This window comes from Agrobacterium sp. P15N1-A (assembly GCF_044626815.1).
Classification (GTDB): Bacteria; Pseudomonadota; Alphaproteobacteria; order Rhizobiales; family Rhizobiaceae; genus Agrobacterium; species Agrobacterium leguminum.
In genome coordinates, this window is the sequence record NZ_JBIUPF010000005.1 from 40,734 (window position 1) to 64,588 (window position 23,855).

Genomic DNA, 23,855 nt, shown 5'->3' on the forward strand with positions numbered 1-23,855 from the left:
CCTCTCCCGGAGCCGCGGATCTCCTCCCGATCCGCCAAGGCCGCCCCCGCCGCAGGAGGCGGCCTTTTTCGTTCCGCCCTCCAGGAAGCAGGCAACCTATGCCTGAGTATGATGTTTACCCATCCGCAGTTGCGCTAGCGTCAGCGGGCACGACAATCGTCAATCTGCAAAATCGAAGGAACTCCGACATGGCAGAAGAGCGGCCGGAAGGTATTGAAAAATACGATCATCCCGCTGGCGGCTGGGATGCGTTGAAAGCTGTCGCGAAAACGCTCGCGCATCAGCAGATCGTCGCACAGGGCACGATGACGCTCCTCAAGGCCAATAAGCCCGAAGGTTTCGACTGTCCCGGCTGCGCCTGGCCCGACCCCAAACACACCTCATCGTTCGAGTTCTGCGAAAACGGCGCCAAGGCAATCACCTGGGAATCGACGGCGAAACGATCCGGACCCGAATTTTTCGCGCAGCATACGGTTTCCGAACTGTGGCAATGGACCGATCACAAGCTTGAGGATGCCGGCCGGCTAACCCTTCCCCTGCATTACAATTCCGAGAAGGATCGCTATGAACCGATCGCCTGGGACGATGCCTTCCGCCTGATCGCACGGGAACTCAACAAGCTTGACGACCCCGACAAGGCTGAGTTCTACACGTCCGGCCGGGCATCCAATGAGGCTGCGTTTCTCTACCAGCTTTTCGTGCGCGCGTACGGGACAAACAATTTCCCTGACTGTTCCAACATGTGCCATGAAGCCACCAGCGTCGGCCTTCCGAAATCCATCGGTGTCGGCAAAGGCACGGTGACGCTGGAGGATTTCGATCATGCCGATGCGATCTTCAGCTTCGGCCACAATCCCGGCACCAACCATCCCCGCATGATGACGACTCTGCAGAATGCCGCAAAACGCGGCGTGCCGATCGTCGTGTTCAATCCGCTGAAGGAACGCGCGCTCGAACGGTTCGCCGCGCCGCAGGACCCGATCGAGATGGCGACGCTCTCTTCGACGCCGATCGCCTCCGCCTATCACCAGCTTCGCACCGGAGGCGATCTCGCCGCCCCCAAGGGCATTATGAAGGCGGTGTTCGAACTCGATGCGGAGAGCCTTCAGGCGGACCGCGGGGGCGTACTCGACCGGGCTTTCATCGATGAACATACCGCAGGCCTCGACGCGCTTCGCGCCGATATCGACGCGACGTCCTGGGATATGATCTGCTCAGTCAGCGGGCTGACGAAGGAGGCTATAGAGAGTGTTGCGAGGATTTATGTGAACGCTTCTAACGTCATCATCTGTTACGGCATGGGTATAACCCAGCACGCCAAGGGTACCAGCAACGTACAGCAGATCGCCAATCTCCTGCTGCTGCGTGGAAATATGGGTCGCCCCGGCGCGGGAATAGCGCCCATTCGCGGCCATTCCAACGTTCAGGGAGACCGTACCGTCGGCATTACCGAAATCCCTAATAAGGCGCTGTTGGACGGCATGGAACGCGCTTTCGGTTTCCGCCCATCTGCGGAGAAGGGTCACAACGCGATAGAAGCGGTGGAGGCAATCATCGCCGGCAAATCCCGCGCACTTATCTGCCTCGGCGGCAATCTCGCCGTCGCCATGTCGGATACAGGCGCGACCTTCGAGGGCATGCGCAACCTCGATCTGGCCGTTCATATCGCAACGAAGCTCAACCGCTCTCATCTTTTGACAGCAAAGACATCGCTGATCCTGCCTTGCCTTGGACGCACCGATCTGGATACTCAGGCGTCAGGACCGCAGGCCGTAACAGTCGAGGATTCGATGTCGATGGTGCATGCCTCTCGCGGTTTCCTCAATCCACCAGGGGAACTGGTGAGATCAGAGCCCGCCATCATCGCCGGCATCGCCAAGGCAACCGTCGGAAACCGTCACGGAATTGATTGGGACTGGCTGATTGCCGATTACGACCGAATCCGTGACAAGATCGAAGAGGTCTTTCCAGATTTCAGGGATTTCAACAGCCGGGTTCGGGTAAAAGGCGGTTTTCGCCTTGATGTCGCGGCCTCCTTCCGCCGTTGGAACACGCAGAGCGGCAGGGCTAATTTCCTTGTCGCCACAGGACTTGAGGAAGACCCGCTCATCTCCAATCCGGAAGCACTCGTGCTGACCACGATCCGCAGTCACGATCAGTACAATACGACGATCTATGGCATGGATGACCGTTATCGCGGCGTCTTCGGCCGAAGGGACATTATCTTCATGAACCGGCACGACCTTGCCGCGCGCGGCCTGAAGGATGGTGATCGCATCGATATCCACGGCATCGGCCCGGAAAATGAGGACCGACACCTCGTTCAGGGTTTCACCGCGGTCGAATACAATATCCCGAAGCGTTCGGCCGCAGGCTATTATCCGGAGATGAATGCGGTGGTGGCGCTCGGCCATTATGACCGCCTTTCCGGAACGCCCTCCTACAAGGGTGTCCCGATCACGGTGAGTCCGGCAGCCGCCTGATGGCCGAAGGCCCGGCGCGCAACGCAACGGTCTTTGCGCGCTCTTTTCCCACCGTTTGGGTTGGACGTCACCTCGCGCATCAGCATGGCCTGTGGAAGACCGGCCATATATGCGGATTTTTCGATATATCGCCGTGCCGTTTTACCGCTATCCTGATGTTTCGACGACGGTGGCAACCAAGACCTATGTATAGGTCAGGTTGTGCTGAAAAAACCGTATTGTTCGGCAAAAATCACATCGGGGGAACAATGTCGATTGCGTCAAGGATGTTTCGCGCGCGCGAACCTGAAGGTGGAGCGCACCATCTGGCTTTTGGCCTTGGGGCGCTGGCGCTGGCGGCCGCGGTATTTTACGTTGATACCTATACCGACATAGAAGGCGCGATCGCGGTGCTTTATGTCATCACGGTCCTTTTGGCCGCGCAGACTGTAAGCTGGTCGGGACTGATCGTGATCTCCTGCGCCTGCGCCATTCTTTCCCTCCTGTCCTATGCAGCGACCCACGCGCAGGATGCGGATTTCCAGTCGGCGCTTCGGTTGGTCGTCGCCCTTGCGGCACTTGCCGTCACCACCATGCTGCTTTTGAAAACGGAGACTGCCCGGCTGGCAATGTTGTCCGTCAATACGGCGCTGAAGGAAAGCGAGGAGCGTTATCGCTCCATTTTCGACCGTACGCGCGTCGCACTTTGGGAACGCGACTATTCGAAGCTTCACGCCCTGCTGATGGGCCTCAAGCAACGGGGCATCACCGACATGCGGGCCCATGCCCGCGCCAATCCGGGTTTTACGCAGCAGTGCATCGATCTCATCACGGTCGTTGCATCGAATGAAGCCGGAAAGGAAATGCTGGGTTACGATTCCTCTATCCGCGGCACCCTCCAGCGATCGGTCGTGTTTTCGTCCGGCAAGTTCGTCGATGTACTGCAGGCGATCATCGACAATCAGGGTGTCTTTGAAGACAAGGTGGTGGTGCGCACCGACAGCGGCGAAGACAAGCTGGTGCTTCTTTCAATCAGTTTCCCCGCGGAGGCGGCCTCCTTCAATCGTGTGGTGGTCAGCATGGTGGATATCACCCAGCGCGAAATGGCGCTGAAGGCGCTGGCCGAGGCACAGGCGGAATTGACAAAGGCCTCGAAGGCGGCGGCCGTCGGAGCCATGTCCGCATCGCTCTCCCACGAACTGAACCAGCCGCTTGGCGCCATCATCGTCAATGCGCAGACATTGCTGCGCTGGCTCGATCGCGATCCGCCGGATCTCGCCGCCGCCCGCCGCTCGGCCGAACGCATGATCCGCGACGGGCAGCGTGCTAGTGAAATCATCCAGAACACGCGCAGCCTGCTCGCCCATACGAGCGGCAAGGTGGAAACCTTCGACCTCGATGAGTTCATCGACGAAACGCTAAGCCTTCTCGAACATGAGCTGGAACGCAGCAGAACCACGGTGCACGTGGAAAAAGCGGCCACGCCGCCGATAACAGCCGTCAGGATCGAATTGCAGCAGGTCCTCATCAATCTTCTCACAAACGCCATTCAGGCCATGGAAGAGGCGGGCACCGGCAATCGCACCATCACGGTGCGGAAGGAACGTGAAGACAGGGACAATATTCATATTGCGGTTCACGACAACGGACCGGGTTTCCCGGCGCAGATGAAGGAAAAGCTGTTTTCGCCGTTTTTCACGACCAAGGAAACGGGAATGGGCATGGGGCTTTCCATCTGCCGCACGACACTGGAAGCACGGGGCGGCAGGCTTACCGGTGACAATCATCCTCTCGGCGGGGCGGTCTTTACCATTTCCATGCCGATCAGCCAGGAGATGGAACATGCCTGAGCAACGCAAGACGACAAAGGAGCCGCCGTCACCCATCGTGTTCATCGTCGACGACGATGTGTCGATGCGCGAGGCGCTCACCGATCTTTTCCGCTCCATGAAGTTCGATGCCGAAGCTTTCGACAACGCCGCCGCCTTTCTTGAAAAAGCCAATCTGAACCGGCCTGGCTGCCTGCTGCTTGATGTGCGGCTTCCGGGCATAAGCGGCCTGGATTTCCAGATGCAGCTGGAACGCGTCGGCAACCGGATGCCGATCATTTTCATGACCGGCTTCGGCGATATTCCGATGAGCGTGCGGGCGATGAAGGCGGGCGCCGTGGATTTTCTGACCAAGCCCTTCAAGGAACAGGACATTCTCGACGCCGTCGCGGCCGCGATGGAGCGGGATGCGTCGCGACGCCGCGAAAGCGCCCAGAACGACGCCGTCACCTCCCTTGCCGAGCAGCTGACGCCAAGAGAACGCGAGGTCATGGGCGCGGTTGTCCGCGGCCTGATGAACAAGCAGATCGCCTACGAGCTCGGCATAAGCGAGGTCACCGTGAAGCTGCATCGGGGCAATGTCATGCGCAAGATGGAGGCGAGATCCCTCGCCGATCTCGTGCGCAAAGCGGAGCTGATCGGCGAGAAGCTACGGCCACCTGTATCTTAGTATGGTATCTTTGATAGCGGCATGGGCGCATAGAAGAAGAAAGAAAAACAGAAAAGGTCGCTTTCATTGCCCCCCGTTCCCGTCATTGCTGTCGTCGACGACGATCCCGCCATTCGCGAAGCCATGGATGATCTGATCATGTCCTTTGGTTACGAATGCCGCCTGTTTGCTTCTGCCGAAGAATTCCTGGAATCGAAGCAGCAGGCGGGCATCGACTGCATCGTCGTGGACGTGAAAATGCCCGGTCTTTCCGGCATCGAATTGCAGAGCGAGCTGAACCGGCGCGGCGACCATCCGCCCATGATCTTCGTCACCTCCTATCAGGATGAGCGCACCCGGAACGCGGCTTTGAACGGCGGCGCATTGGCCTTTCTCGGCAAGCCAGTCAATGTCGTCAGTCTGATCGGATGCCTGCAATCCGTGCTCAACGCGCAATCCTGACGACAATCTTTCCCCAGTGAAATCCGTTGCTATTTCAAGCTCCGACGCGTGAGTCCGGGCATGCGTTGTCGTTGGGCGCGCGCCATTTCCTAGATCGTTTCGCCGCCAAGACGTTCCGCTATACGAACTAGACCTCTGTATAGATGCCGGCCCCGCCTCTCCGCCGTAACCTTTGCTCCAGTCAAGCGTCTCCCTTCCGAGACGCTCCCGACGACACCACCACCCCTTTCAGGAGCAGGGCATGACCTCCATCAGCAAGAATGCCGACGCGCAAAGACGGCGTCACCTCAAAGTCGCAGCAATGTTGGTACTGGGTGCGGTCGCCTTGTTCGGAGGAAATGTATTCCTGATCAGGGATAGCGAGCCGGCGCTCGCGGCCTCCGAAGACGTCGCATCAGCCAGCGCCTTCCGCATCCTCACACCGCTGACGATCGACAGGCCTTACGGACATTCCGCGCCTGTCGCGTCTGCCGACGATGCAACCGAAGGCAAAGAGACTGTAGCGGCCACCGACGACACATCCTGCGTCGCCATCCGCGCCGCCCGGAAAACGGACCGGCACGACACGTTCGATCCAAGAGCCTTCTGTCAGCTCCAACACCGCCTCTTCAATGCCGAGCTGATCGACCGCATCGCCTTGCTCCAACTCGCATCACAGACCCACACAATCGACACCTCGTCCCAAGTCGCAATGAACAAGGAGTTCTGAAATGGAAACGTTGACCAGACGCGCAGTCCTCGCAATCGGCGCCGTCGGCGGCACCGCCCTTGCCGCAAGCGCGGCCGGAGCAGCATCGTTCGGCAATCCCGATCAGCCCGCCGAGGGAGCAATTAATGCCAATGCCGCCGGCCTCAGCGATCCCGGCCCGAAGAACCCTGCGATCAACAATCAGTTTCCGTCTTTCCAGAGCCCACCGGCGACCGATGTCGGCGACATGCAGCTTTTCTGGGGCTCGTTCAACAACGCCGCCAAACGCATCCAGAATGGCGGCTGGGCACGTCAGGTGACCAAGTCGGACTTCGCGATTTCGGATGCCGTGTCCGGCGTCAACATGCGGCTCGGACCGGGCGGCATTCGTGAGATGCACTGGCACCGCGCCGCAGAATGGGCGATCATGACCAACGGGCGTTGCCGCATCACGGTGCTCGATACGCAGGGCCGCGCTTATGTGCAGGATGTGGAGGCCGGTGATCTCTGGTATTTTCCGGCCGGCTACCCCCATTCGCTGCAGGGACTTGGTCCCGACGGTTGCGAATTCGTCATCGTGTTCGACGAAGGCGACCAGTCCGAATATGGCACCCTGCTTCTCACCGACTGGTTGGCGCACACCTCTCCCGAACTGCTGGCCAAGAATTTCGGCATCGCGCCGGACGTGTTCCGGAACATTCCACTGCAGAACCTCTGGATATTCCAGGGCAAGGAGCCGGGACCGCTCTCCCGGGATCAGGAAGCCGTTGCCGGCGCGGGGCTTCCCCCGTTCCCGTTCACCTATAAGCTCGCGGCATCAACGCCACTGAAGGAAAACGCTGCCGGCGTCATTCGCCTCGCCGACAGCAGCGCCTTTACCGTGTCCAAAACCATCGCCGCCGCCATCGAAACGATCAAGCCCGGCGGGGTGCGCGAAATGCACTGGCACCCCAACGCGGACGAATGGCAATACTGGATCAAGGGTGAAGGCCGAATGACCGTGTTCGACGCGGGGCCACGCAGCCAGACCGCGGATTTCCGTGCTGGCGACATTGGCTACGTGAAGAGGAGCCAGGGCCACATCATCGAAAATACCGGCAAGACCGACCTGCAATTCGTCGCGGTCTTCAAGACCGCCGAATACCAGGAGGTCAGCCTATCGTCCTGGCTGACCCACACCCCGCCGGCGCTCGTAGCCCAGCACCTCAACGTCAGCATCGAGGATGTGGCGAAGTTTCCCGCAAACCAGCCGGCGATCATGCCGGGCTGAACATCCTGCCCACCCTCTGACCGGCGTTTCGGCATACGCGATCCGGAGGTCTTCCAAGACAGGACGCAACGCAAAACCAGTATCGAAAGTCAGGAACAGCCATGAAACCATTGACGATCCGGATCGCCGGCGGCTCGCTTGCCGGTCTCTTCACGGCGATATTGCTTCAGCAGGACGGGCACGATGTGAAAGTCTACGAACGCTCTGCATCCGGCCTCGCAGGGCGTGGTGCAGGACTGGTGCCACAGCAGGAATTATTCGAGGTTCTGGACCAGATCGGCTGCGAAGACGTCCCCCATGTCGGTGTGGTTGCGAAGGAGCGCGTCTACCTCGACGCCGGCGGCCACGTCGCCCAGCGCCAGAAGACGCCGCAGATGCAGATTTCATGGGACTATCTCTTTGAGCGCGTATCCTCCCGCCTCCTTGCCGATACCTATCGTCTCGGACACCATATCAACGCGGTTCGGGAAGGCCCTGATGGAGTGACACTATCCTTCACCGACGGCACAGAAGACCGCGCTGATCTGGTGATCGGCGCGGATGGCTTGGGTTCAGTCATCCGCAAGGCGGTTAATCGCCATTCAGAAAACGCCTTTGCGGGTTACGTCGCCTGGCGCGGACTGATCCGGGAGACCAAATTGCCGGCCGATGCAGCCCTGCTGCTCGACCGCTTCGCTTTTTATATCGCACCCGGAATTCATGTTTTGGGTTACCTCGTGCCGGGCCCAAAGGGTGAGACACAACAGGGACAGCGCCGTTACAACTGGGTGTGGTATCGCCCCACACCGGCTGACGAGCTGCCCCGCACCTTCGCCGGCCGCGACGGCAGGCATTTCGAGCATTCGCTCCCCCGAGGTGAGTTGGCCGAACAGCGCCGCGAGCAACTGCGCAGGGACGCGTTTTCCCTTCTGCCGCCGCAACTGGCTCTTGCGGTGGAAGCCGAGGAAACCCCATCGATCCAGGGCGTTTTTGACTATGAGGCCGAACAGATGGTGTCGCCACGTATGGCGCTGGTCGGGGATTCCGCCTTTGTGGTTCGCCCTCACACAGCAATGGGCGTTTCCAAGGCCGCCGGCGACGCAATGGCACTACGCGACGCCCTGCGACAGACGGACGACCTGCCTGCAGCCCTTTCACGATATCAGAAAACCCGCCTGCCGGTGGGCAAGTCAATTGCCGCCTATGGCCGGAGGCTTGCCGAGACCGCGATCTGACTACGGGTCAAAATCAGGTCCGCCCGGTGTCATTGTCGTCCGGGACTTGTGCCTACGGCTAAGCGCAAGGGGTCATGCGGATTTTGCGATCAGCGAGCGAAATCGCTCGCTCATTTCAGGGTTGGCGGGATTATAGACCATCATGTTGAGATCCGAGCGTCCCTCCACCGCAAAGCATGAAAACTCCAGTTCGATTGTTCCCAGAACCGGATGGTGTAGGCGCTTGAGGCCCTCGTGCATGCTTGTGACCTCGTTGTCATCCCACATGGCCTTGAATTCGGAGCTGGCGGCCGAGAGCTCATCGACAAGTTGCTGGATGCCGGCGCCAGCGCCGGCGCGCGCGGCATCTGCCCGGAACGCGCCGACCACGTAGCGGGCGACATTGCGCCAGTCCTCCTGGGCAGTGCGCACCCGTTCATCGGAGAAAATCAGACGCAGAATGTTGCGGTTCTCCCTTGTCAGTTTGCTGTAATCCGTGAGGATGACGGCGGCGGCGCGGTTCCATGCCAGAACGTCCCATGTCGCCGTTCTGATGATCGCGGGGCTGAAGGGCAACGCGTCAAGCACGCCCTGAAGACGGGGCGTTATCGTCTCGGGCTGGCGATAATGCTGCTCGGGCGGATGTCCGAAGGCCAATATATGCAGGTGGTCGCGCTCGGGATCGGTCAGCATCAGTCCTTTGGCGATACGATCCAGCACATCCGCCGAGGGCGAACCGCCGCGACCCTGCTCCAGCCACGTATACCAGGTCGGACTTATGTTAGCACGCTGGGCGACCTCCTCCCGGCGCAGACCCGGTGTGCGGCGGCGACCGATGGGAAAACCAAACGTTGCAGGATCAAGCCGCAGGCGGCGATCGCGCAGGAAGGTGCTAAGTGCATTCTCCGTCATTGCATTCCTCGCCGCAGCCTGTTGAGAATTATACCATGATAAAGTCACTACTTTAACAGGACAATTCTTCATGAGATCACCCTCCCCGTCAACGCGGGAGATTTTGTATGCGTGTTTTTCTGACAGGTGCCACCGGGTTCATCGGCTCCCGGATTCTTCGTGAACTGCTCATCGACGGCCATGAGGTGATTGGCCTCACCCGCTCGGAGGCCGGCGCAAAAGCGCTGCAGGCCGCTGGAGCTTCCGCCCACATCGCAACGCTGGAAGATGCGGCCAGACTCGCCGGGGGTGCAGAGACTGCCGATGCCGTCATCCATACGGCTTTCGACCATGATTTCGCGAATTTCGCCGCCAATTGCGAAAAGGATCGCCGGGTGATCGCGGCGCTCGGTGCCGTATTGGCTGGTTCCGACAGGCCGATGCTCATCACCTCAGGGGTCGGCATGGGTGATCCCGGCAATGGCGAACCCGCCCGGGAGGATGTGTTCGATACGCATCATTTCAATCCGCGCATCGCGTCGGAACTCGCGGGCCAGGAGCAATTGCAGGCGGGCGTCAATCTCGGCGTCATCCGGCTCCCGCAGGTGCATGACACGGTAAAACAGGGCCTCATCTCGCCCTATATCGAGATGTCGCGCGAAAAAGGCATCGTCGCTTATGTCGAGGACGGCGGCAATCGCTGGTCAGCCGGGCATGTGGACGATGTGGCGAAGCTCTACGTGATGGCGCTCCTTCGGGCCGAGCGGGGTGCTCGCTATAATGCCGTGGCGGAAGAAGGCGTTATGGTGCGCGATATTGCCGGGATAGTTGCCGAGAGGCTGGGGCTGCCGTTCGTTTCCATAGGCAAAGAGGACGCCGCCGGCCATTTCGGCTGGTTTGCCCTGTTCGCCGCCATGGATCTTACGGCCTCCAGCGCGCTCACCCGGGAGAAACTAGGTTGGATACCGACTGGACCGGGCCTGCTCGACGATCTCAGAGCCATGGACTACGCGACGATCGAATAACCGGCAGGCAGGCGTCCGCACTCACGCCTGTCGTCAGGATCAGATGCGGCGAAGATGGCAACACGGCAGCACCGGGAAAACCGATGCTGCTTCCAAACATGGTGGATGTTCAGATGGCAGGCATCACTTGCCCGACGCCCGTCTGCCAAGGCCCAGCAGGTGGTAACAGGCAATCGCCCCGATTGTTGCCGTGCCGATGCCGTCGAGCGTGAAACCCGCGACATTGAGCTTGAAGTTGCCGGCGCCCAGCACCAGAGCGATACCCACGGTGATGAGGTTGCGCGGCTCGGAAAAATCGACCCTGTTTTCAACCCAGATCCGCCCAGCTGTCGCCGCGATGAGGCCGAAGACCACGACGGAAAGGCCGCCGATGACCGGTCCGGGAATGATCTGAATGAGCGCACCGAATTTCGGCGAAAAGCCGAGAATGATGGCCACCAGTGCAGCTACGACGAAGACGAGCGTCGAGAAAATGCGGGTTATCGCCATGACACCCATGTTTTCGGCATAGGTCGTCATGCCGGTGCCACCGAAGGCGCCTGAGAACATCGTCGCAATGCCGTCACCGATAAAGGCGCGACCGAGATAACGATCGAGGTTCTGCCCGGTCATCGCGCCTATCGCCTTGATATGCCCGAGATTTTCCGCCACGAGGATGACGACGACCGGAGCAATCAGCGCAATCGCGGAGCCGGAAAATACCGGCGCGGTGAATGTCGGCAGACCGAACCACGATGCGGCCGCAACGCCTGCAAAATCGACCGGTTTGCCGAGACCGAGGCCGTTTGCCACCACGAGATAAGCGATATAGGCAATCGCGCCGCCGAGAAGAATGGGCAAGCGGCGCGCCATGCCGGGCGCATAGACAGCAATCGCGCCGACCGATGTGACTGTCAGGATCGCAATCCAGCGCGACAGCTGGTCGCCGTCGGGATTGCCCGGGCCGGAGCCGGAGGCGCTTGCAATCGCAATGGGTGCGAGAACGAGACCGATTGCCGCAACGATCGCGCCGGTCAGAACCGGCGGCATCAGCTTTTCGATCCAGTCATGGCCGGCGATCATGACGATGACGCCGATCAGCGCATAAAGCACACCGGCGGCGATGATGCCGCCGAGTGCCAGCGCGATATCAGGACTCGCCGCACCCGCGGCTGCACCCGTTGCCACGAGCACCGGTCCGATGAACGCAAAGGAAGAGCCAAGATAGCTCGGGACACGTCCGCCAACGGCGATGAAGAAGATCAGTGTAGAGATGCCCGAAAACAGGATAGAGACGTTCGGATCAAACCCCATGATCAATGGTGCAAGAACCGTCGACCCGAACATCGCCACGACATGCTGAAGACCGAGCACCGCGGTCTGCCCCGCAGGCAGACGCTCATCGGGCAGGATGCGCCCTTCGGTTTTCAGTCGCCAGCGCGGAAAATAACCACCGGTATCACTCATGTCGCCCCCCAAGAAACAGCCGGCACGCGCTTCACGGGTTTTCCGGTTCAGTTCGTCGCCGCGCAAAAGATTTGCTTTTTATGATTTGCGCCCGCCTCCGGAGATCGAATCGGCGGCCGATGCATCTTTTCTCCGTTAGCGCGATCGGCCGCACCTGTCATCGGCAACGGACCGTTTCCCACTGTTACGCATTCCGGCGCGGAACAATCAGCTCCTGCGCCGGTAAAATGATACCAGATCGACGGTATTAGCGCGCTTTTTCAAGCGCCGTCAGAATCTCATAGGCCGCCGAAACCCGCTCCTCATTGGGGTAGTTTTTATTGGCCAGAATAACGATCCCCAATTTCTGCTTTGGCATGAACGCCACATAAGCGCCAAAACCACTGGTGGAGCCGGTCTTGTTGATGAAGACATCCTGGCGCGGCTTCATGGGCGGTGAGATTTCGGAAACCGGAACAGTCTTGAGCAAGGCACCGGAATTCAGCTCTCGCAATGTCTTCAGCGGTGCGGGATGGGTATATTGCTCCCAGACCATGTCCTGCGTCATGGCGCCGACGCTGAAATATCCCGTATGGGTATTGGTGAGCGCCTGCTGGATTTTTCCGTCCAGCTTTTCCAGTCCCATATTCGCATTGACGAAACGGATCATATCTTCCGCTGTCGATCTGACGCCGTAGGCTTCCGAGGAGAGAATGGCCGGTGTCACGCGGGCGGGCTCGCCGGTTCGCTTATAGCCCTGCGCGTAATCGGCCATCTTTGCCTCGGGCACCACGGTGAAGGTGTTCTTCAAGCCCAGCGCGGGGAACAGTGTATCTTTCATGGCGTCATCGAAGCTTTGGCCCATGGCCTTTGCGGTGATGTATCCGAGCATTCCGATACTGGGATTGGCGTAGGTTCTGTGTGTTCCGGGCTTGTATGAGGGTTTCCAGGCCTTGAGGTAGGTCAGCAACTGCTGTTCCGTCTTGACGTTATCCGGCACCTGCAGCGGAAAACCGCCGGCGGTGTGGGTGCCGAGTTGCATCAGCGTAACATCGCCGAAGGGCTTGCCCTTCATGGAGGGAAGATAATCTTCCACCTTGCCGGAAAGCGAAAGCTGGCCATTCATCTCGGCATAGGTGCTGAGGGTGACCGTGAAAGTCTTGGAGATGGAGCCGAGTTCGAAAAGCGTCTGCGCCGTCACCGGCTGGCCCGAGCTTTTGGACATGACGCCATAGGTGAAGATGTGGCTTTCACCATCGACACTGATACCAACGGCAAGGCCCGGAATGCCGTTTTTCTCCATGACCGGTTTGATCGCGGCATCTGTTATCGCCTTCAGCTTCGCATCATCTGCGGCGAAGGTCTGCGTGAACAGGCTTGTCGAGAGCAATGCGGCCAGTGCGACGTGTCTGCGATTAAGTTTCATCTTTCGCGTTCTCCAAAACCTTGGGTGGATTTTCAGCCCGTGGGCCGTCCCCAGCGAAAGACGTTTAACCGGGCTACATTGCACGAACAAATCATGATATCTCGGAGGAGACACAAGAAAATCTAGGTCTTGAATGGTTCGGCAATTTCTTCCCCTGAACGGCTTGCGGGCTTTTGAGGCATCGGCGCGGCACCTGAGTTTCACCCGCGCGGCAATCGAATTGTGTGTGACGCAGGCGGCTGTGAGCCAGCAGGTGAAAGGGCTGGAAAAGCGGCTTGGCGTTTCGCTTTTTCAGCGGCTTCCGCGCGGCCTGAAGATTACCGCCGAAGGCGAGGCCCTGCTGCCGACGGTGACCAGTTCCTTCGACCAGATGGCGACGACGCTCGACCGGATCGAGGCTGGGCAGGTGCGCGAATTGCTGTTTCTGGGTGTCGTGGGAACCTTTGCGGTGGGCTGGCTGCTGCCCCGCCTGAATGCCTTTCAAAAGCAGCATCCCTTCATCGATGTCAGGGTTTCCACCAATAATAACCGGGTGGATATGGCGGCTGAAGGGCTGGATTTCGCCATTCGTTTCGGCCAGGGTTCCTGGCATGGCACGGATGCCTTTCGTTTATTCGAGGCGCCTCTCTCCCCGCTCTGCACGCCGAAACTGGCGGAGACGCTGAAAACGCCCGCTGATCTGATGGAAGCCACGCTGCTGCGCAGCTACAGGGCCGATGAATGGAGCAACTGGTTTGCCGCGGCCGGCGTGATGCCCGCGGCGCAGGTGAATGCCGGCATTGTTTTCGACACGTCTCTGGGCATGATGGAGGCCGCCCTGCAGGGGCTGGGCGTGGCGCTGGCGCCGCCATCGATGTTTTCGCGGCATCTGGCCTCCGGCGCGATCATCCAGCCTTTTCCGGTTACCATTTCGCTCGGGAGCTATTGGCTGACCCGGCTGCAATCGAAACCGCCCACCCCCGCCATGCATGCCTTTTCCGACTGGATGTTCGACAGCATCGGCGCTGCGGGATAAGGCTTATGTCAGGGTGAGCAGAACGCCGCCGCCCGCGCAGAGGACCACCACGGCCCATGGCGGGGTTTTCCAGGTCGTCAACAGGATGAAGCCAGTGAGCGCCAGGGTGAAATCCTTCGGGGTGAAGATGGCGCTTGTCCAGACCGGATCATAAAGCGCTGCACCCAGAATGCCGACGACGGCGGCATTTGCACCGCGCATGGCGGCCTGTGCCAGAAGGTGTTTGCGGAACCCTTCCCAGAAAGGCAGTGCGCCGACGAGCAGCAACATGCCGGGCAGGAAGATCGCGACAAGGGCGATCGCCGCACCTGCAACGCCGTTTGGCTGCGGCCCCACCACCGCGCCGAGATAGGCGGCGAAAGTGAAGAGCGGGCCGGGCACGGCCTGCGTTGCGCCATAACCGGCGATGAAGGCATCCTCCGTGACCCACCCCGTGGCGACGACTTCCGATTGCAGCAGCGGCAGCACCACATGGCCGCCGCCAAAAACGAGCGCGCCGGCGCGATAAAAGGCATCGAACAAGGAGAGGCCCTGTGACGCCGCGACCGCTGCAAGCAGCGGCAGGAGGCCAAGAAGCAGGGCAAAGGTGGCGAGCGCAATGTACCCGGCGCTTTTCGGCACCCGGAAGGCGAGATGGGTGGCCTGACGCGCGGCATCAGCGCGACAGAAGACAAGCCCGGCGAGCGCGCCGACGGCAAGCGCCAGGATCTGCCCGAAGGCGCCGGCGACAAACACGACGCAGACGATGCCGGCAAGCGCGATGCTGGCCCGCTCACGATCCGGCGCAAGGCTTTTTGCCATGCCCCAGACCGCCTGCGCCACGACGGCGACCGCGACGATTTTCAGCCCATGCAGGAGGCCGGTGCCGACCGGCCCTTCGATGGAGGCGGCGACCATGGCGAAGAAAAAGAGGAGAATGGCGGATGGCAGGGTAAACGCCGTCCAGGCCGCCAGCGCGCCGAGCGGGCCTGCCCGCAGCAGCCCGAGCGCAAACCCCACCTGACTGGAGGCCGGGCCGGGAAGAAACTGGCAGAGCGCCACGAGATCGGCATAACCGGCCTCGTCGATCCATTTGCGCCGCACGACCAGTTCATCGCGAAAATAACCGAGATGGGCGATGGGGCCGCCGAAGGAGGTGACGCCAAGCTTCAGGAAGGCCGCGAAAACCTCACCGGGCGTGCCGTGTCTCTGGCCGTGCACTTCGGTCTCCATGCTTCGCGTTGACGATTTCACCAAAGAACTCCCTGCGTGCAACGGCTAGTCGTCAACACATATCAGCCTCAATACGGTTTCGGTATCAGATACCATTATGACAGGCATATGAAGGGGCTGACGGCGTTGACGCCGGAACGTTGCGATAACGTTCCGGCGTCGTTTGGCGATTATCCGGCGAAGGGCCTATCGCTCGGTCGGCAACAGGTCGGCGAAGTGCGAAATCCAGCCATTTTCATCCGTGCCGCCCGAAAAGCCCGTTGCCTCCCAGATGATGTGATGCCTGTTACTGCCGTTGTGAATAGTCACCGCGGCGGCAATGGGGGTCGGGGATCGCCACGAAAAGTTGCGGTTCGCCCCGGGCTCGAGATGGCTGAGGGATTCGAGCTGAACATCATCGAGGAAAAGCACCGTGCTCATCTGGGTCTCATACAGGTACTCCCATCGGGCCTGCGCCAGCGCATTCGCTGCCGCAACGAGAAGATTGCTCTCACCGACGGGATCGGCCAGGGCCGCCAGGCGCCAGGCGGCGAAGATATTGGCGATATCCCCCGTGCTGAGCCCGAGGCTTGAGAGGAATTCGATGGTCTGCGCATTGCCGAAAGCATCATAGCCCGCTTCACCAAAGGGCCGGATATGCTTGACCACGAAATTGCTGAGAATTGGCATGTGTGTCTCCTTTTTTGGATATGAGCCACCTGTTCCCGGACGTAGACGTGCGGAATCGCATGGGGGGACCTGTGGGTTGATTGGGTGCCGGATATCTCCGGCAATCGAGGGGAATGCGGTCGGCTTGCCGGCTTAACCGAAGGCGATGGCGACGCGGGCCGGCATGCCCAGAAATTCCTGCAGGCCGATGCGGGTTCTGGCTCCGCCCCGCCCGGCCGGCCATGGATCGAGGATATGAAGTTCGAGATCCTTGCCGTTCACGGTGTAGCCGTAGACGAGGTAATAGTGGTACTCCGTTCCGATCACGAAGACGCGGTTGTTATCGATCTCGTGTCTGACGATATCGGCTGTCAGGCCATTGACGAAGTGGCCGCCCGTCGTGGTGTGATCGAAGGCGTTCCACTGGCTGGAAACCAGCTTGACGACATTGCTGTTCGCATTGGCGCCGCCCTGTTCATTGATGCCGGCGGATTGATCCAGAACCTGCGCCAGCTCCCAGCGTTCCTGAACCTGCGGATCGACGGTCGCAAGCGCTTCGGTGTTGCGCCTTGCAATCTCGTATTGGGTGGCCGCGGGAAGCCCGTAATAGGCCCGCACCATCTGCTCGACGGCGGCAAAGCACCAGGCGGGGGTGTCCTGAGGCACCAAAATGGGAGGGTTGTTGACTGTCGGCATGGTCTTCTCCTTTCTGAAAATGACGTGGCATGGGGCGCTTCGATGGCGGCCGGATGCCTGTCGTTGATTTGGTGAATGTCGAAGTTTCGGCGGCCGTCCTGCCGGCATCTGCGCCGGCAGGACATTGCCCATGATCCCATGCCCGAGGGGACGTGTTCGGCCGGGACCATGGAAACGCTTCCTGCCGGGCCGGGACAGGAGCGGCAGGCTCCCGCCGGATCAGGCGGTCTTGCCCAGATCCTGACGATAGGCCTGCAACGACGCGATTTTTGCGTCCGCAGCGGCCTCGCGTTCGGCGACGATGGCGGTGAGCTTTTCCGCGACACCCGCCAGATAGGCCGGCAGATTGGCGCTGTCGATATATCCGCCCTGCAACTTGTTCAGCTTCGACCATCCTTCGGCAAAGCTGCGGTTGAAACGGTCGGAGACGATCAGCACCGCATGCCACTGGGCGGTTTGCCGGACGAAGAACTCGTCGACGGAGCGGATGAGCTGCGCGAAGCGGTTCTTTCGCAGCGTCTCCTGCCCGGCGACATTTTCGATGCCGGTGATCTGATGCTGGGCATCATCTGCAACCGCCTGCATGAAATCGGCGAAGCCCTTGAAGAAGAAGGCGATTTCTTCAACGATTTCCTTCATGCGTTTCAGCGCCGAAATGCTGACATTGAGCGATTGCACCGCAAGCTTGATCTTGTCATCCTCGGCCTGCTTTCCCTTCAGGAGGGCGTTGATCCTGATGAGTTCGGCCGCCTGGGTACGGCGTTCCTTCTCATAGGCCTCCGCCTTGTCGATCATCTGCATCTGGATTTCGCGCAGGCTCGACGCCTGCTGCTGCTGCTCTTCGGTAAGCTTGCCCAGCCCCTGGGTTAAGGCATCGAGCGAGGCCTGCAGGCTGGAAATCAGGGTTTGCTGCGTGGCGACCTTTTCCTCCTGCGCTTTCAGCTCCGCTGCGCGGGCGGTCAGACGTTTGTCGAGTTCGGCAAGCTCGACGGCCTTGCTCGATTTGGGATCCGCGCTCTCCGCGTCCTCCGCAAGCTTCGCCTTGGCGTCCTCAAGCGACTTGACGTCCCCCTTCAAAGCGTCGCGTTTTTCCTCGCTCTTGCGAAGCTCGGCTTTCTTTTCGGAAAGCTCGCTCTGCTTGGCGGCCGCATCGGCCTTGCTTCCGCCGCCGGACGGGGTGCGGGAGCCGCCGCCCTGCCCCTGCCCGTCGGCATCCTGCCCGGCCTTGGACTGTCCCGAAAGCGCGCCGCCAACCGACGAGGCCAGCATGGAGGCGGGACCGCCCGCCACCATGGCGATGGCGGGAATTGCGCTTGAAATCATCTGCGCGCCGACACGGACGATCGACATGACAAAAGCACGCTGCTCGGCCGTATTGGCCCGCTGCTCATATTCCCGGGCCTTCTTTTCGAATGCCGCAACCTGTTCCTTGAGATCGTTGACGAGCGATTCAAGCTGTTCCCGCCGCGCGTCCGCCTCCCGGATTTCCCGTTCCATCACCGCTTTATCGGCGAGGCGTTTGCTCAAGGCCGTTTCGCTCATATCCGTGGTTTGCGCCGTGTCCCTGATGATCGCGTCATAGGTCGCAGCAAGGGCAAGAAGCTCGTCTCGAACGCCGAGCGCCCTATCCCGGATACTCGTTGCGAGCTTTATCAGATCGTTGGAGACGAATGCCTTGATTTCGGTCTGATCGTTTTCTTCCCTGACGTCGAGCCAGTCCGGGAAAAGATCGGCGATGGACAGGCCGATGCGGGTGGCCGCCGCCATCGCGTTCTTCATGACTATTTCGCTTTTCTGCTGCGACGTGATCAGCCTGTTCATGATCGCGCTGATGCGGACGCGAATATCGCCGTTTTCCTGCGGCGTCGTGTTATAGGCGATGTAAAGCAGGTCGATCGCATTGTCGGTGTCGCGCTTGGCGCGCTCGACATCATAGGTTCCCTGGATCTTATCGACATAGGACCGGACAAGCGCCGTATCAGACTTGGGAAGACTGAAATTCGGCTGCGAAACGATCGCATCGACGCCGGCGTCGATTGCGCTGTTGATCTGGGCGGTCCGGCTTTCGAAAGTCACGACATTGTTCATTTTCATGCTCCTGTTGATGGGTGGTTACGGAGAGTCTTTTTTTGGGGGGGCGATCGTTCACGATCCGCATTGTTTCTTCGCGTCATCCGGCAGTCCGGCCTCGGTGGAGGAAATGAACTGCGGCACGTCTTTGGTCAGGCCCTCGATCTCGGTGGACAGCCGCGTAACCTGACGTATTTTCGCGTCGTCAGGATTGACCTCGCTCGCTTCCTTCAGAGCGCTGGTGAAGTTGCCGACTTGAATGTTGAAGTCCTGAACCTTGACGTTGATGGTGGAGATCGCCGCTTTGAGCCTGGTGATCTGCTCCTCCAGAGTTTTCACCGCCTTCTGGTTTTCCGCGTGGCTCTGCTGTGCCGCCGCAAGCTGGCGGCGATTGTTTTCGAGCTGGTTGCGAACGCCTTCGAGAGCCGCCCGGGCATTTTCCAGACGTGGCTGCGTGGTGCGGTATTCCCGCTCCGCATCGTTCATCCAGCCGAACGCTTTGACCGCGGCGTCACCGGCCTGGCAAATTCCCGGCAGGAAGAAGAGGACGCCGCTGCATATTTTTACTCTCTTGGCCTGCTCATCCATTTCCCTCCGGGCTTTTTCGAAGGTGGCCTGACGCGCCCTGACGTTCTCGCTCTCGGACTGAACCAGTTCCTCGTAGCCCTTCACGCTGGTTTCGGACTGCACCACCTGTCGCTCCAGCTCGATCTGCAGGTACATGGCCTGCCCCAGCGCCTTTTCACGGTCGGCGCTGAGCTGCTGTTGCGCCGTCAGATGCTCCATCAGGCACACGGATCGGCGGCCGAGCAGCTCGCGGCTCGCTTCCGCCTGTTCCAGTTTCGACTGGAAGGCCGCCGTCTGCTCGGCGGTGAGGGTTGCCGCGTTCGCAAGGGCGGGGTGGCCCATGGACGGGATATCGAATTGCATTGCGAAGGCCGCAAGGCCGGCAAAAACAACGTGTTTAAGTTGCATCATTTCAACCTCCTCTGGAGAATTGGGGATGAATAAAAGGCATGACGGGCTCCATGCGCCGCCCGGCATCGCTGCCGACCGTGCCAGAGACATGGCAGTAACATTCGGATATCGGGTGGTTTCGGACGCATCGTCTGCGACGTCGTCAAGACCTAAAAAACAACCATCAAAGATTGCATTCAGGGCAAATGAACGGAAGATTCCGCATCCGACACTTTATAAAATTATGCAATAAAAACAGGATATAACGCCATTGTCAGCGTTACTCTCGCAAACCGTCTCAAAAGGGAACACATTTTTACGCGCCCCTTAACATTCAATTTATGAGAGTATTTTTTAATACCGCTCAACAGAGCTTCGGGGGAGTGCAACAAAATGCACGCATCTTCCGGAGCGGAACCTTTCGGCTGTCATGACTGCCCTGCACGGCCGTCGTCAGCCAACAGAACTCACGTTTTCGAATTCGCCATAAAGTAGCGATGAGCAAAAAACCGCGGGAGAAAGGTATCCGGAAAAGCAGGCGCCCCAGCTTCAAAGACGCACCCGAACAGGGACTTCGTCCGGCCTCGGCCGGACATGCTTCGAGAGAGGCTGGGCTTACTTGCGAACCGAATCCTGAACGACGATGCCTTTGGTGATGCTGTCGCCTATCTTTGCGCCCACATATCGACCGCCTTCAAACAGGAGCAGCGCCTCGTCCGCGCGCTCGGAGACTTCGGCGCATTCGCCACCGTCATGTGCGCCGCAGGCATCGCATCGGTCCATGGCGGGCAATTTACGCTGGCGGCGGTTCAGGCAGTCGTCGTTCCACCCGGCTGGGCATCCAGCCGCAGGACACGCGCATTGATCGACTGGCTGGAACTGGAAAATACCGCGCAGCGTCACCCGCCCGGCGGCGATAACCGCGAACGGCCGTGGTCGCTAAACGGGTGGATTATTTCGGCAATCGAGACGCTTGCCAGCACCTATCGCCTCGCGGCCTCGCCGTGGGAAACCCTCCCGGCGCCTGCGGAGGGAGCAATCGGAACGGACGCCCTTATCGACGGTGTGAGCTGGTTTCTGCGGCACGCGCAGGATCTACCTTTTCTCTCAGAGGAAATGCGGATGTTCCTTGGGCATGCGCCGGGTTTCCCCATCCTGCTGGACCTGCTATCCGCCGCGAAGACAGATGCGTGCGATGCGGCAGGTTGCGTGTTCTCCCGCAAGGCGACGGCGCGCGCCTATGGGGTCAGCCGCGCTCATGTCACGGCCATCCTTGCCAGGGCCGAGCGGTTGAACATCCTGAAAAGAAACGGATCCAGAATAGTTCTGAGCGATCTGGCATTGCAGAACGTCCAGCGCGATCTGGCCTATCAGCTCGCCTTCGTCGTTTTATGGGCGGAGGCGGTGAGAACGTCTCCACCGTCTGCCGATGCCCCGGAGAGCCTGTCCGGCTGGAATGGCTCCAGCAATCCGCGATAGGGCTTGGCGAGCGGCGTGGCATAAGCGCCGCGCTTGGCGGTGGACAACCCCATGGACACCAGCGATTCCGCCTGCTTGACGGCCGCCGCGACGCCATCGACGACCGGGACGCCGAACTCATCGCGCAGTTCGGCGGCAAGGTCCGCCATGCCGGCGCAACCGAGCACGATCGCCTCCGCCCTGTCCTCTTTCAGGGCCAGCGAGATTTCCGCGCGCAGCCTTTCGCGGGCGTTCGAGCTGGGGTCTTCCAGCGACAGGACCGGAATATCGGCGGCGCGCACATTGCAGCGGGCGGACATGCCATAACGATGGACGAGATGTTCCAGCGGCAGCCGCGAGCGTTCCATCGTCGTGACGATGGTGAATTTCTGGGCGATGAAGGCGGTGGCGGAGACCGCCGCCTCGCAGATGCCGATAACCGGAATATCGGCGAGAGCCCGGGCCGCATCGAGCCCGGTATCGTCGAAACAGGCGATGATCGCCGCGTCGGCGCCAAGCGCGGGCGCCTTTGCAAGCTCCAGCAGCAGGCCGGGCACGGCGAAAACCTCGTCGTAATAACCTTCGATGGAGACAGGCCCCATGGAAGAGGTTACGGCCATTATGTCCGTATCGCGGCCGGCTATCCGCGTCGCGGCGTCTGCGATGGTCGCGGTCATGGATTGCGTGGTGTTGGGATTGATGACGAGAATGCGCATTTTACGTTTCTTTATCCGCGCGAATGGCGGCGATTGAGCGTGACGATCAGGCCGAGCGTGGCCGCGATCACCAGGAAGGAAAACAGGGTTGTAACAGCACCGAGCGCATAAAGCACCGGCGTCGTGACATTGGTGGTCATGCCGTAGATTTCCAGCGGCAGCGTGTTGTAGGTGCCTGACGTCATCAATGTGCGGGCGAACTCGTCATAAGAAAGCGTGAAGCCGAAAAGGCCGACGCCGATCAGGCTCGGCGCGATCATCGGCAGCACCACATGGGCGAAGGTCTGCCAGGAGGATGCCCCGAGATCGCGGGCCGCTTCCTCATAGGACGGCGAAAACCGGTTGAAGACGGCCAGCATGATGAGCACGCCGAAAGGCAGCGTCCAGGTGAGATGCGCGCCGAAGGCGGACGTATACCATGACGGCTCCAGCCCGAGCTGCTGGAACAGAACGCCGATGCCGAGCGAAATGATGATCGACGGCACCACGAGGCTTGCGACCGACAGATAGAACAACGGCGTCGCACCGATGAATTTGCGCCGGAAGGCAAGGCCCGCCAGCAGCGAGACAAGCACGGTGACGGCCATGACCATCAGGCCAAGAGCGAAGGAGCGGCGGAAGGAGCCGCCGAAATCGCCGACGGCCTGCTGTTCGAAGAGATTGCCGAACCAGTGCAGCGAAACGCCGTTCAGCGGGAAAGTCAGGCCGCCATTCGGCCCCTGAAAGGCGAGGATGAGGATGGCCGACAGCGGACCGTAGAGGAACAGCACGAAGAGGGCGAAAAAGAAGGCGAGGATATAGAATTCGCGGCCGCGTTTTTCCTGATGCATGGGATCAAAGCTCCTTGCGGATATCGACGATGCGCAGGATGCCCGCGACCATCAGAAGAACGAGGATGAGCAGGATGACGGCGTTCGCAGCGGCGGCCGGATATTGCAGCAGCGACATCTGGTTCTTCATCATCAGCGCCACCGAGGCGCTCTGGCCGCCGGACATGACCTGAACGGTGGAGAAATCGGCCATGACCAGCGTGACGACGAAGATGCTGCCAATCGCCATGCCGGGCTTGGCAAGCGGAATGATGACGTTGCCGAGCGTCTGCCAGCCCGTCGCGCCGGCGTCACGCGCCGCCTCGATCAGCGATTTGTCGATGCGCATCAGCGTGTTGAAGATCGGCGTGACCATGAACAGCGTATAAAGATGCACCATGGCCAGCACCACGGCGAAATCCGAATAAAGCAGCCATTCGATCGGTTCAGGAATGATGCCGGTGCCGACCAGGGCGCTGTTGACGAGGCCGTTTCGCCCAAGCACCGGAATCCAGGAAATCATGCGAATGATGTTCGACGTCAGGAAGGGCACGGTGCAGACGAGAAAGAGCACCATCTGCATGGTGGTGGTGCGAATGTGGAAGGCAAGGAAATAGGCGACCCAGAAACCGCAGAACAGCGTGATCGCCCAGACCATGGCGGCATATTTCAGGGTGTTGAGATAGGTCTGCCATGTGACCCAGGAGCCGAGCGTTTCCAGATAGTTGAACGTCACGAAATCCGGATACATCTGGGCGAAATCGTAATCCCAGAAGCTGACGACGGCGATCATGAAGATCGGCAGAGCCAGGAAAAAGCCGAGGATCAGCAAAAGCGGTGCGGCCTGAACATAGGACACGAGCTTTTGCGGCAGCGCGAAGCTGCGGGGCGGCCTGTCCTTTTTGTCGCTGACGCCGATGAGTCTGACCGTCACCATCATGAAGCCTTTCGCTG

The 23,855-nt window shown here is 60.1% G+C and carries 21 protein-coding genes; 10 read left to right on the plus strand and 11 right to left on the minus strand.

The genetic code is table 11. From position 1 onward, the window contains the following. Window positions 1-188 precede the first annotated feature (188 nt). The 7 genes from ACIK7D_RS17620 to ACIK7D_RS17650 all read left to right on the plus strand — a co-directional run bounded on the left by ACIK7D_RS17620 (window position 189) and on the right by ACIK7D_RS17650 (window position 8,574). On the plus strand, window positions 189-2,483 hold the full coding sequence (locus ACIK7D_RS17620; protein WP_400156951.1) for an FdhF/YdeP family oxidoreductase: 2,295 nt from the start codon (window positions 189-191) through the stop codon (window positions 2,481-2,483). A gap of 248 nt (window positions 2,484-2,731) precedes the next feature. Then, the gene (locus tag ACIK7D_RS17625; protein ID WP_400156952.1) at window positions 2,732-4,312 is read left to right on the plus strand and encodes a sensor histidine kinase; all 1,581 of its coding nucleotides are present in this window, start codon (window positions 2,732-2,734) and stop codon (window positions 4,310-4,312) included. Beyond that, the gene (locus ACIK7D_RS17630; RefSeq protein WP_137454813.1) at window positions 4,305-4,961 is read left to right on the plus strand and encodes a response regulator transcription factor; all 657 of its coding nucleotides are present in this window, start codon (window positions 4,305-4,307) and stop codon (window positions 4,959-4,961) included. The genes ACIK7D_RS17625 and ACIK7D_RS17630 overlap by 8 nt, the downstream gene beginning before the upstream one ends. Window positions 4,962-5,027: 66 nt before the next feature. Further along, window positions 5,028-5,402, plus strand: a complete 375-nt coding sequence (locus ACIK7D_RS17635) for a response regulator transcription factor (RefSeq protein ID WP_400156953.1) — start codon at window positions 5,028-5,030, stop codon at window positions 5,400-5,402. Window positions 5,403-5,643: 241 nt separating this feature from the next. Next, window positions 5,644-6,111: a hypothetical protein gene (locus tag ACIK7D_RS17640; RefSeq protein WP_400156954.1), complete on the plus strand. Its 468-nt coding sequence runs from the start codon at window positions 5,644-5,646 to the stop codon at window positions 6,109-6,111. A 1-nt stretch (window position 6,112) separates the two neighbouring features. Next, window positions 6,113-7,360, plus strand: a complete 1,248-nt coding sequence (locus ACIK7D_RS17645; protein WP_400156955.1) for an oxalate decarboxylase family bicupin — start codon at window positions 6,113-6,115, stop codon at window positions 7,358-7,360. A 101-nt stretch (window positions 7,361-7,461) separates the two neighbouring features. Then, on the plus strand, window positions 7,462-8,574 hold the full coding sequence (locus ACIK7D_RS17650; RefSeq protein WP_137454809.1) for an FAD binding domain-containing protein: 1,113 nt from the start codon (window positions 7,462-7,464) through the stop codon (window positions 8,572-8,574). A gap of 72 nt (window positions 8,575-8,646) precedes the next feature. Here the strand turns inward: ACIK7D_RS17650 and ACIK7D_RS17655 are convergent, their stop codons facing one another. Then, entirely contained in the window at window positions 8,647-9,465 is an 819-nt protein-coding gene (locus ACIK7D_RS17655) for a helix-turn-helix transcriptional regulator (protein WP_137454808.1), read from the minus strand. Window positions 9,466-9,572: 107 nt separating this feature from the next. On the opposite strand from ACIK7D_RS17655, the gene ACIK7D_RS17660 reads away from it, so the two are divergent. After that, window positions 9,573-10,469, plus strand: a complete 897-nt coding sequence (locus ACIK7D_RS17660) for an SDR family oxidoreductase (protein ID WP_400156956.1) — start codon at window positions 9,573-9,575, stop codon at window positions 10,467-10,469. 123 nt (window positions 10,470-10,592) lie between these two features. On the opposite strand, the gene ACIK7D_RS17665 is transcribed toward ACIK7D_RS17660, so the two are convergent. Both ACIK7D_RS17665 and ampC read right to left on the minus strand, forming a co-directional pair. Then, the gene (locus tag ACIK7D_RS17665; protein ID WP_137454807.1) at window positions 10,593-11,915 is read right to left on the minus strand and encodes a solute carrier family 23 protein; all 1,323 of its coding nucleotides are present in this window, start codon (window positions 11,913-11,915) and stop codon (window positions 10,593-10,595) included. Window positions 11,916-12,162: 247 nt separating this feature from the next. After that, window positions 12,163-13,320, minus strand: a complete 1,158-nt coding sequence (gene ampC, locus ACIK7D_RS17670) for a class C beta-lactamase (protein ID WP_400156957.1) — start codon at window positions 13,318-13,320, stop codon at window positions 12,163-12,165. Window positions 13,321-13,453: 133 nt separating this feature from the next. Here ampC and ACIK7D_RS17675 point away from each other — a divergent pair, with 133 nt between their 5' ends. After that, window positions 13,454-14,335 (plus strand): LysR substrate-binding domain-containing protein, encoded by an 882-nt coding sequence (locus ACIK7D_RS17675; RefSeq protein ID WP_400156958.1) that lies wholly within the window; start codon window positions 13,454-13,456, stop codon window positions 14,333-14,335. Window positions 14,336-14,338: 3 nt separating this feature from the next. Here the strand turns inward: ACIK7D_RS17675 and chrA are convergent, their stop codons facing one another. From chrA to ACIK7D_RS17700, 5 genes are all read right to left on the minus strand, one after another. Beyond that, window positions 14,339-15,547: a chromate efflux transporter gene (gene chrA / locus ACIK7D_RS17680; protein WP_400157123.1), complete on the minus strand. Its 1,209-nt coding sequence runs from the start codon at window positions 15,545-15,547 to the stop codon at window positions 14,339-14,341. A gap of 186 nt (window positions 15,548-15,733) precedes the next feature. Then, the gene (locus ACIK7D_RS17685) at window positions 15,734-16,216 is read right to left on the minus strand and encodes a hypothetical protein (protein WP_080820861.1); all 483 of its coding nucleotides are present in this window, start codon (window positions 16,214-16,216) and stop codon (window positions 15,734-15,736) included. Between the two features lie 132 nt (window positions 16,217-16,348). After that, the gene (locus tag ACIK7D_RS17690; RefSeq protein WP_080820860.1) at window positions 16,349-16,891 is read right to left on the minus strand and encodes a hypothetical protein; all 543 of its coding nucleotides are present in this window, start codon (window positions 16,889-16,891) and stop codon (window positions 16,349-16,351) included. A 219-nt stretch (window positions 16,892-17,110) separates the two neighbouring features. After that, complete coding sequence (locus ACIK7D_RS17695; RefSeq protein WP_080820859.1) at window positions 17,111-18,979, minus strand: tyrosyl-tRNA deacylase; 1,869 nt, start codon at window positions 18,977-18,979, stop codon at window positions 17,111-17,113. A 57-nt stretch (window positions 18,980-19,036) separates the two neighbouring features. Then, a complete protein-coding gene (locus ACIK7D_RS17700; protein WP_400156959.1) occupies window positions 19,037-19,939 on the minus strand; it encodes a hypothetical protein in 903 nt (300 codons plus the stop codon). Window positions 19,940-20,512: 573 nt separating this feature from the next. Between ACIK7D_RS17700 and ACIK7D_RS17705 the strand changes: the two genes are divergently transcribed. Beyond that, a complete protein-coding gene (locus ACIK7D_RS17705; RefSeq protein ID WP_400156960.1) occupies window positions 20,513-21,397 on the plus strand; it encodes a hypothetical protein in 885 nt (294 codons plus the stop codon). Here ACIK7D_RS17705 and ACIK7D_RS17710 read toward each other — a convergent pair. From ACIK7D_RS17710 to ACIK7D_RS17720, 3 genes are read right to left on the minus strand one after another with little or no spacing between them, the layout of a single operon-like run. After that, entirely contained in the window at window positions 21,289-22,092 is an 804-nt protein-coding gene (locus ACIK7D_RS17710) for an aspartate/glutamate racemase family protein (protein ID WP_400156961.1), read from the minus strand. The two genes, ACIK7D_RS17705 and ACIK7D_RS17710, sit on opposite strands and share 109 nt — an antisense overlap. A gap of 11 nt (window positions 22,093-22,103) precedes the next feature. Continuing rightward, window positions 22,104-22,922 carry an ABC transporter permease gene (locus ACIK7D_RS17715; RefSeq protein ID WP_004432890.1) on the minus strand — a complete coding sequence of 273 codons (819 nt, stop codon included), beginning with the start codon at window positions 22,920-22,922 and terminating at the stop codon, window positions 22,104-22,106. A 4-nt stretch (window positions 22,923-22,926) separates the two neighbouring features. Beyond that, on the minus strand, window positions 22,927-23,838 hold the full coding sequence (locus tag ACIK7D_RS17720) for an ABC transporter permease (protein ID WP_400156962.1): 912 nt from the start codon (window positions 23,836-23,838) through the stop codon (window positions 22,927-22,929). Between the last annotated feature and the right edge of the window lie 17 nt (window positions 23,839-23,855).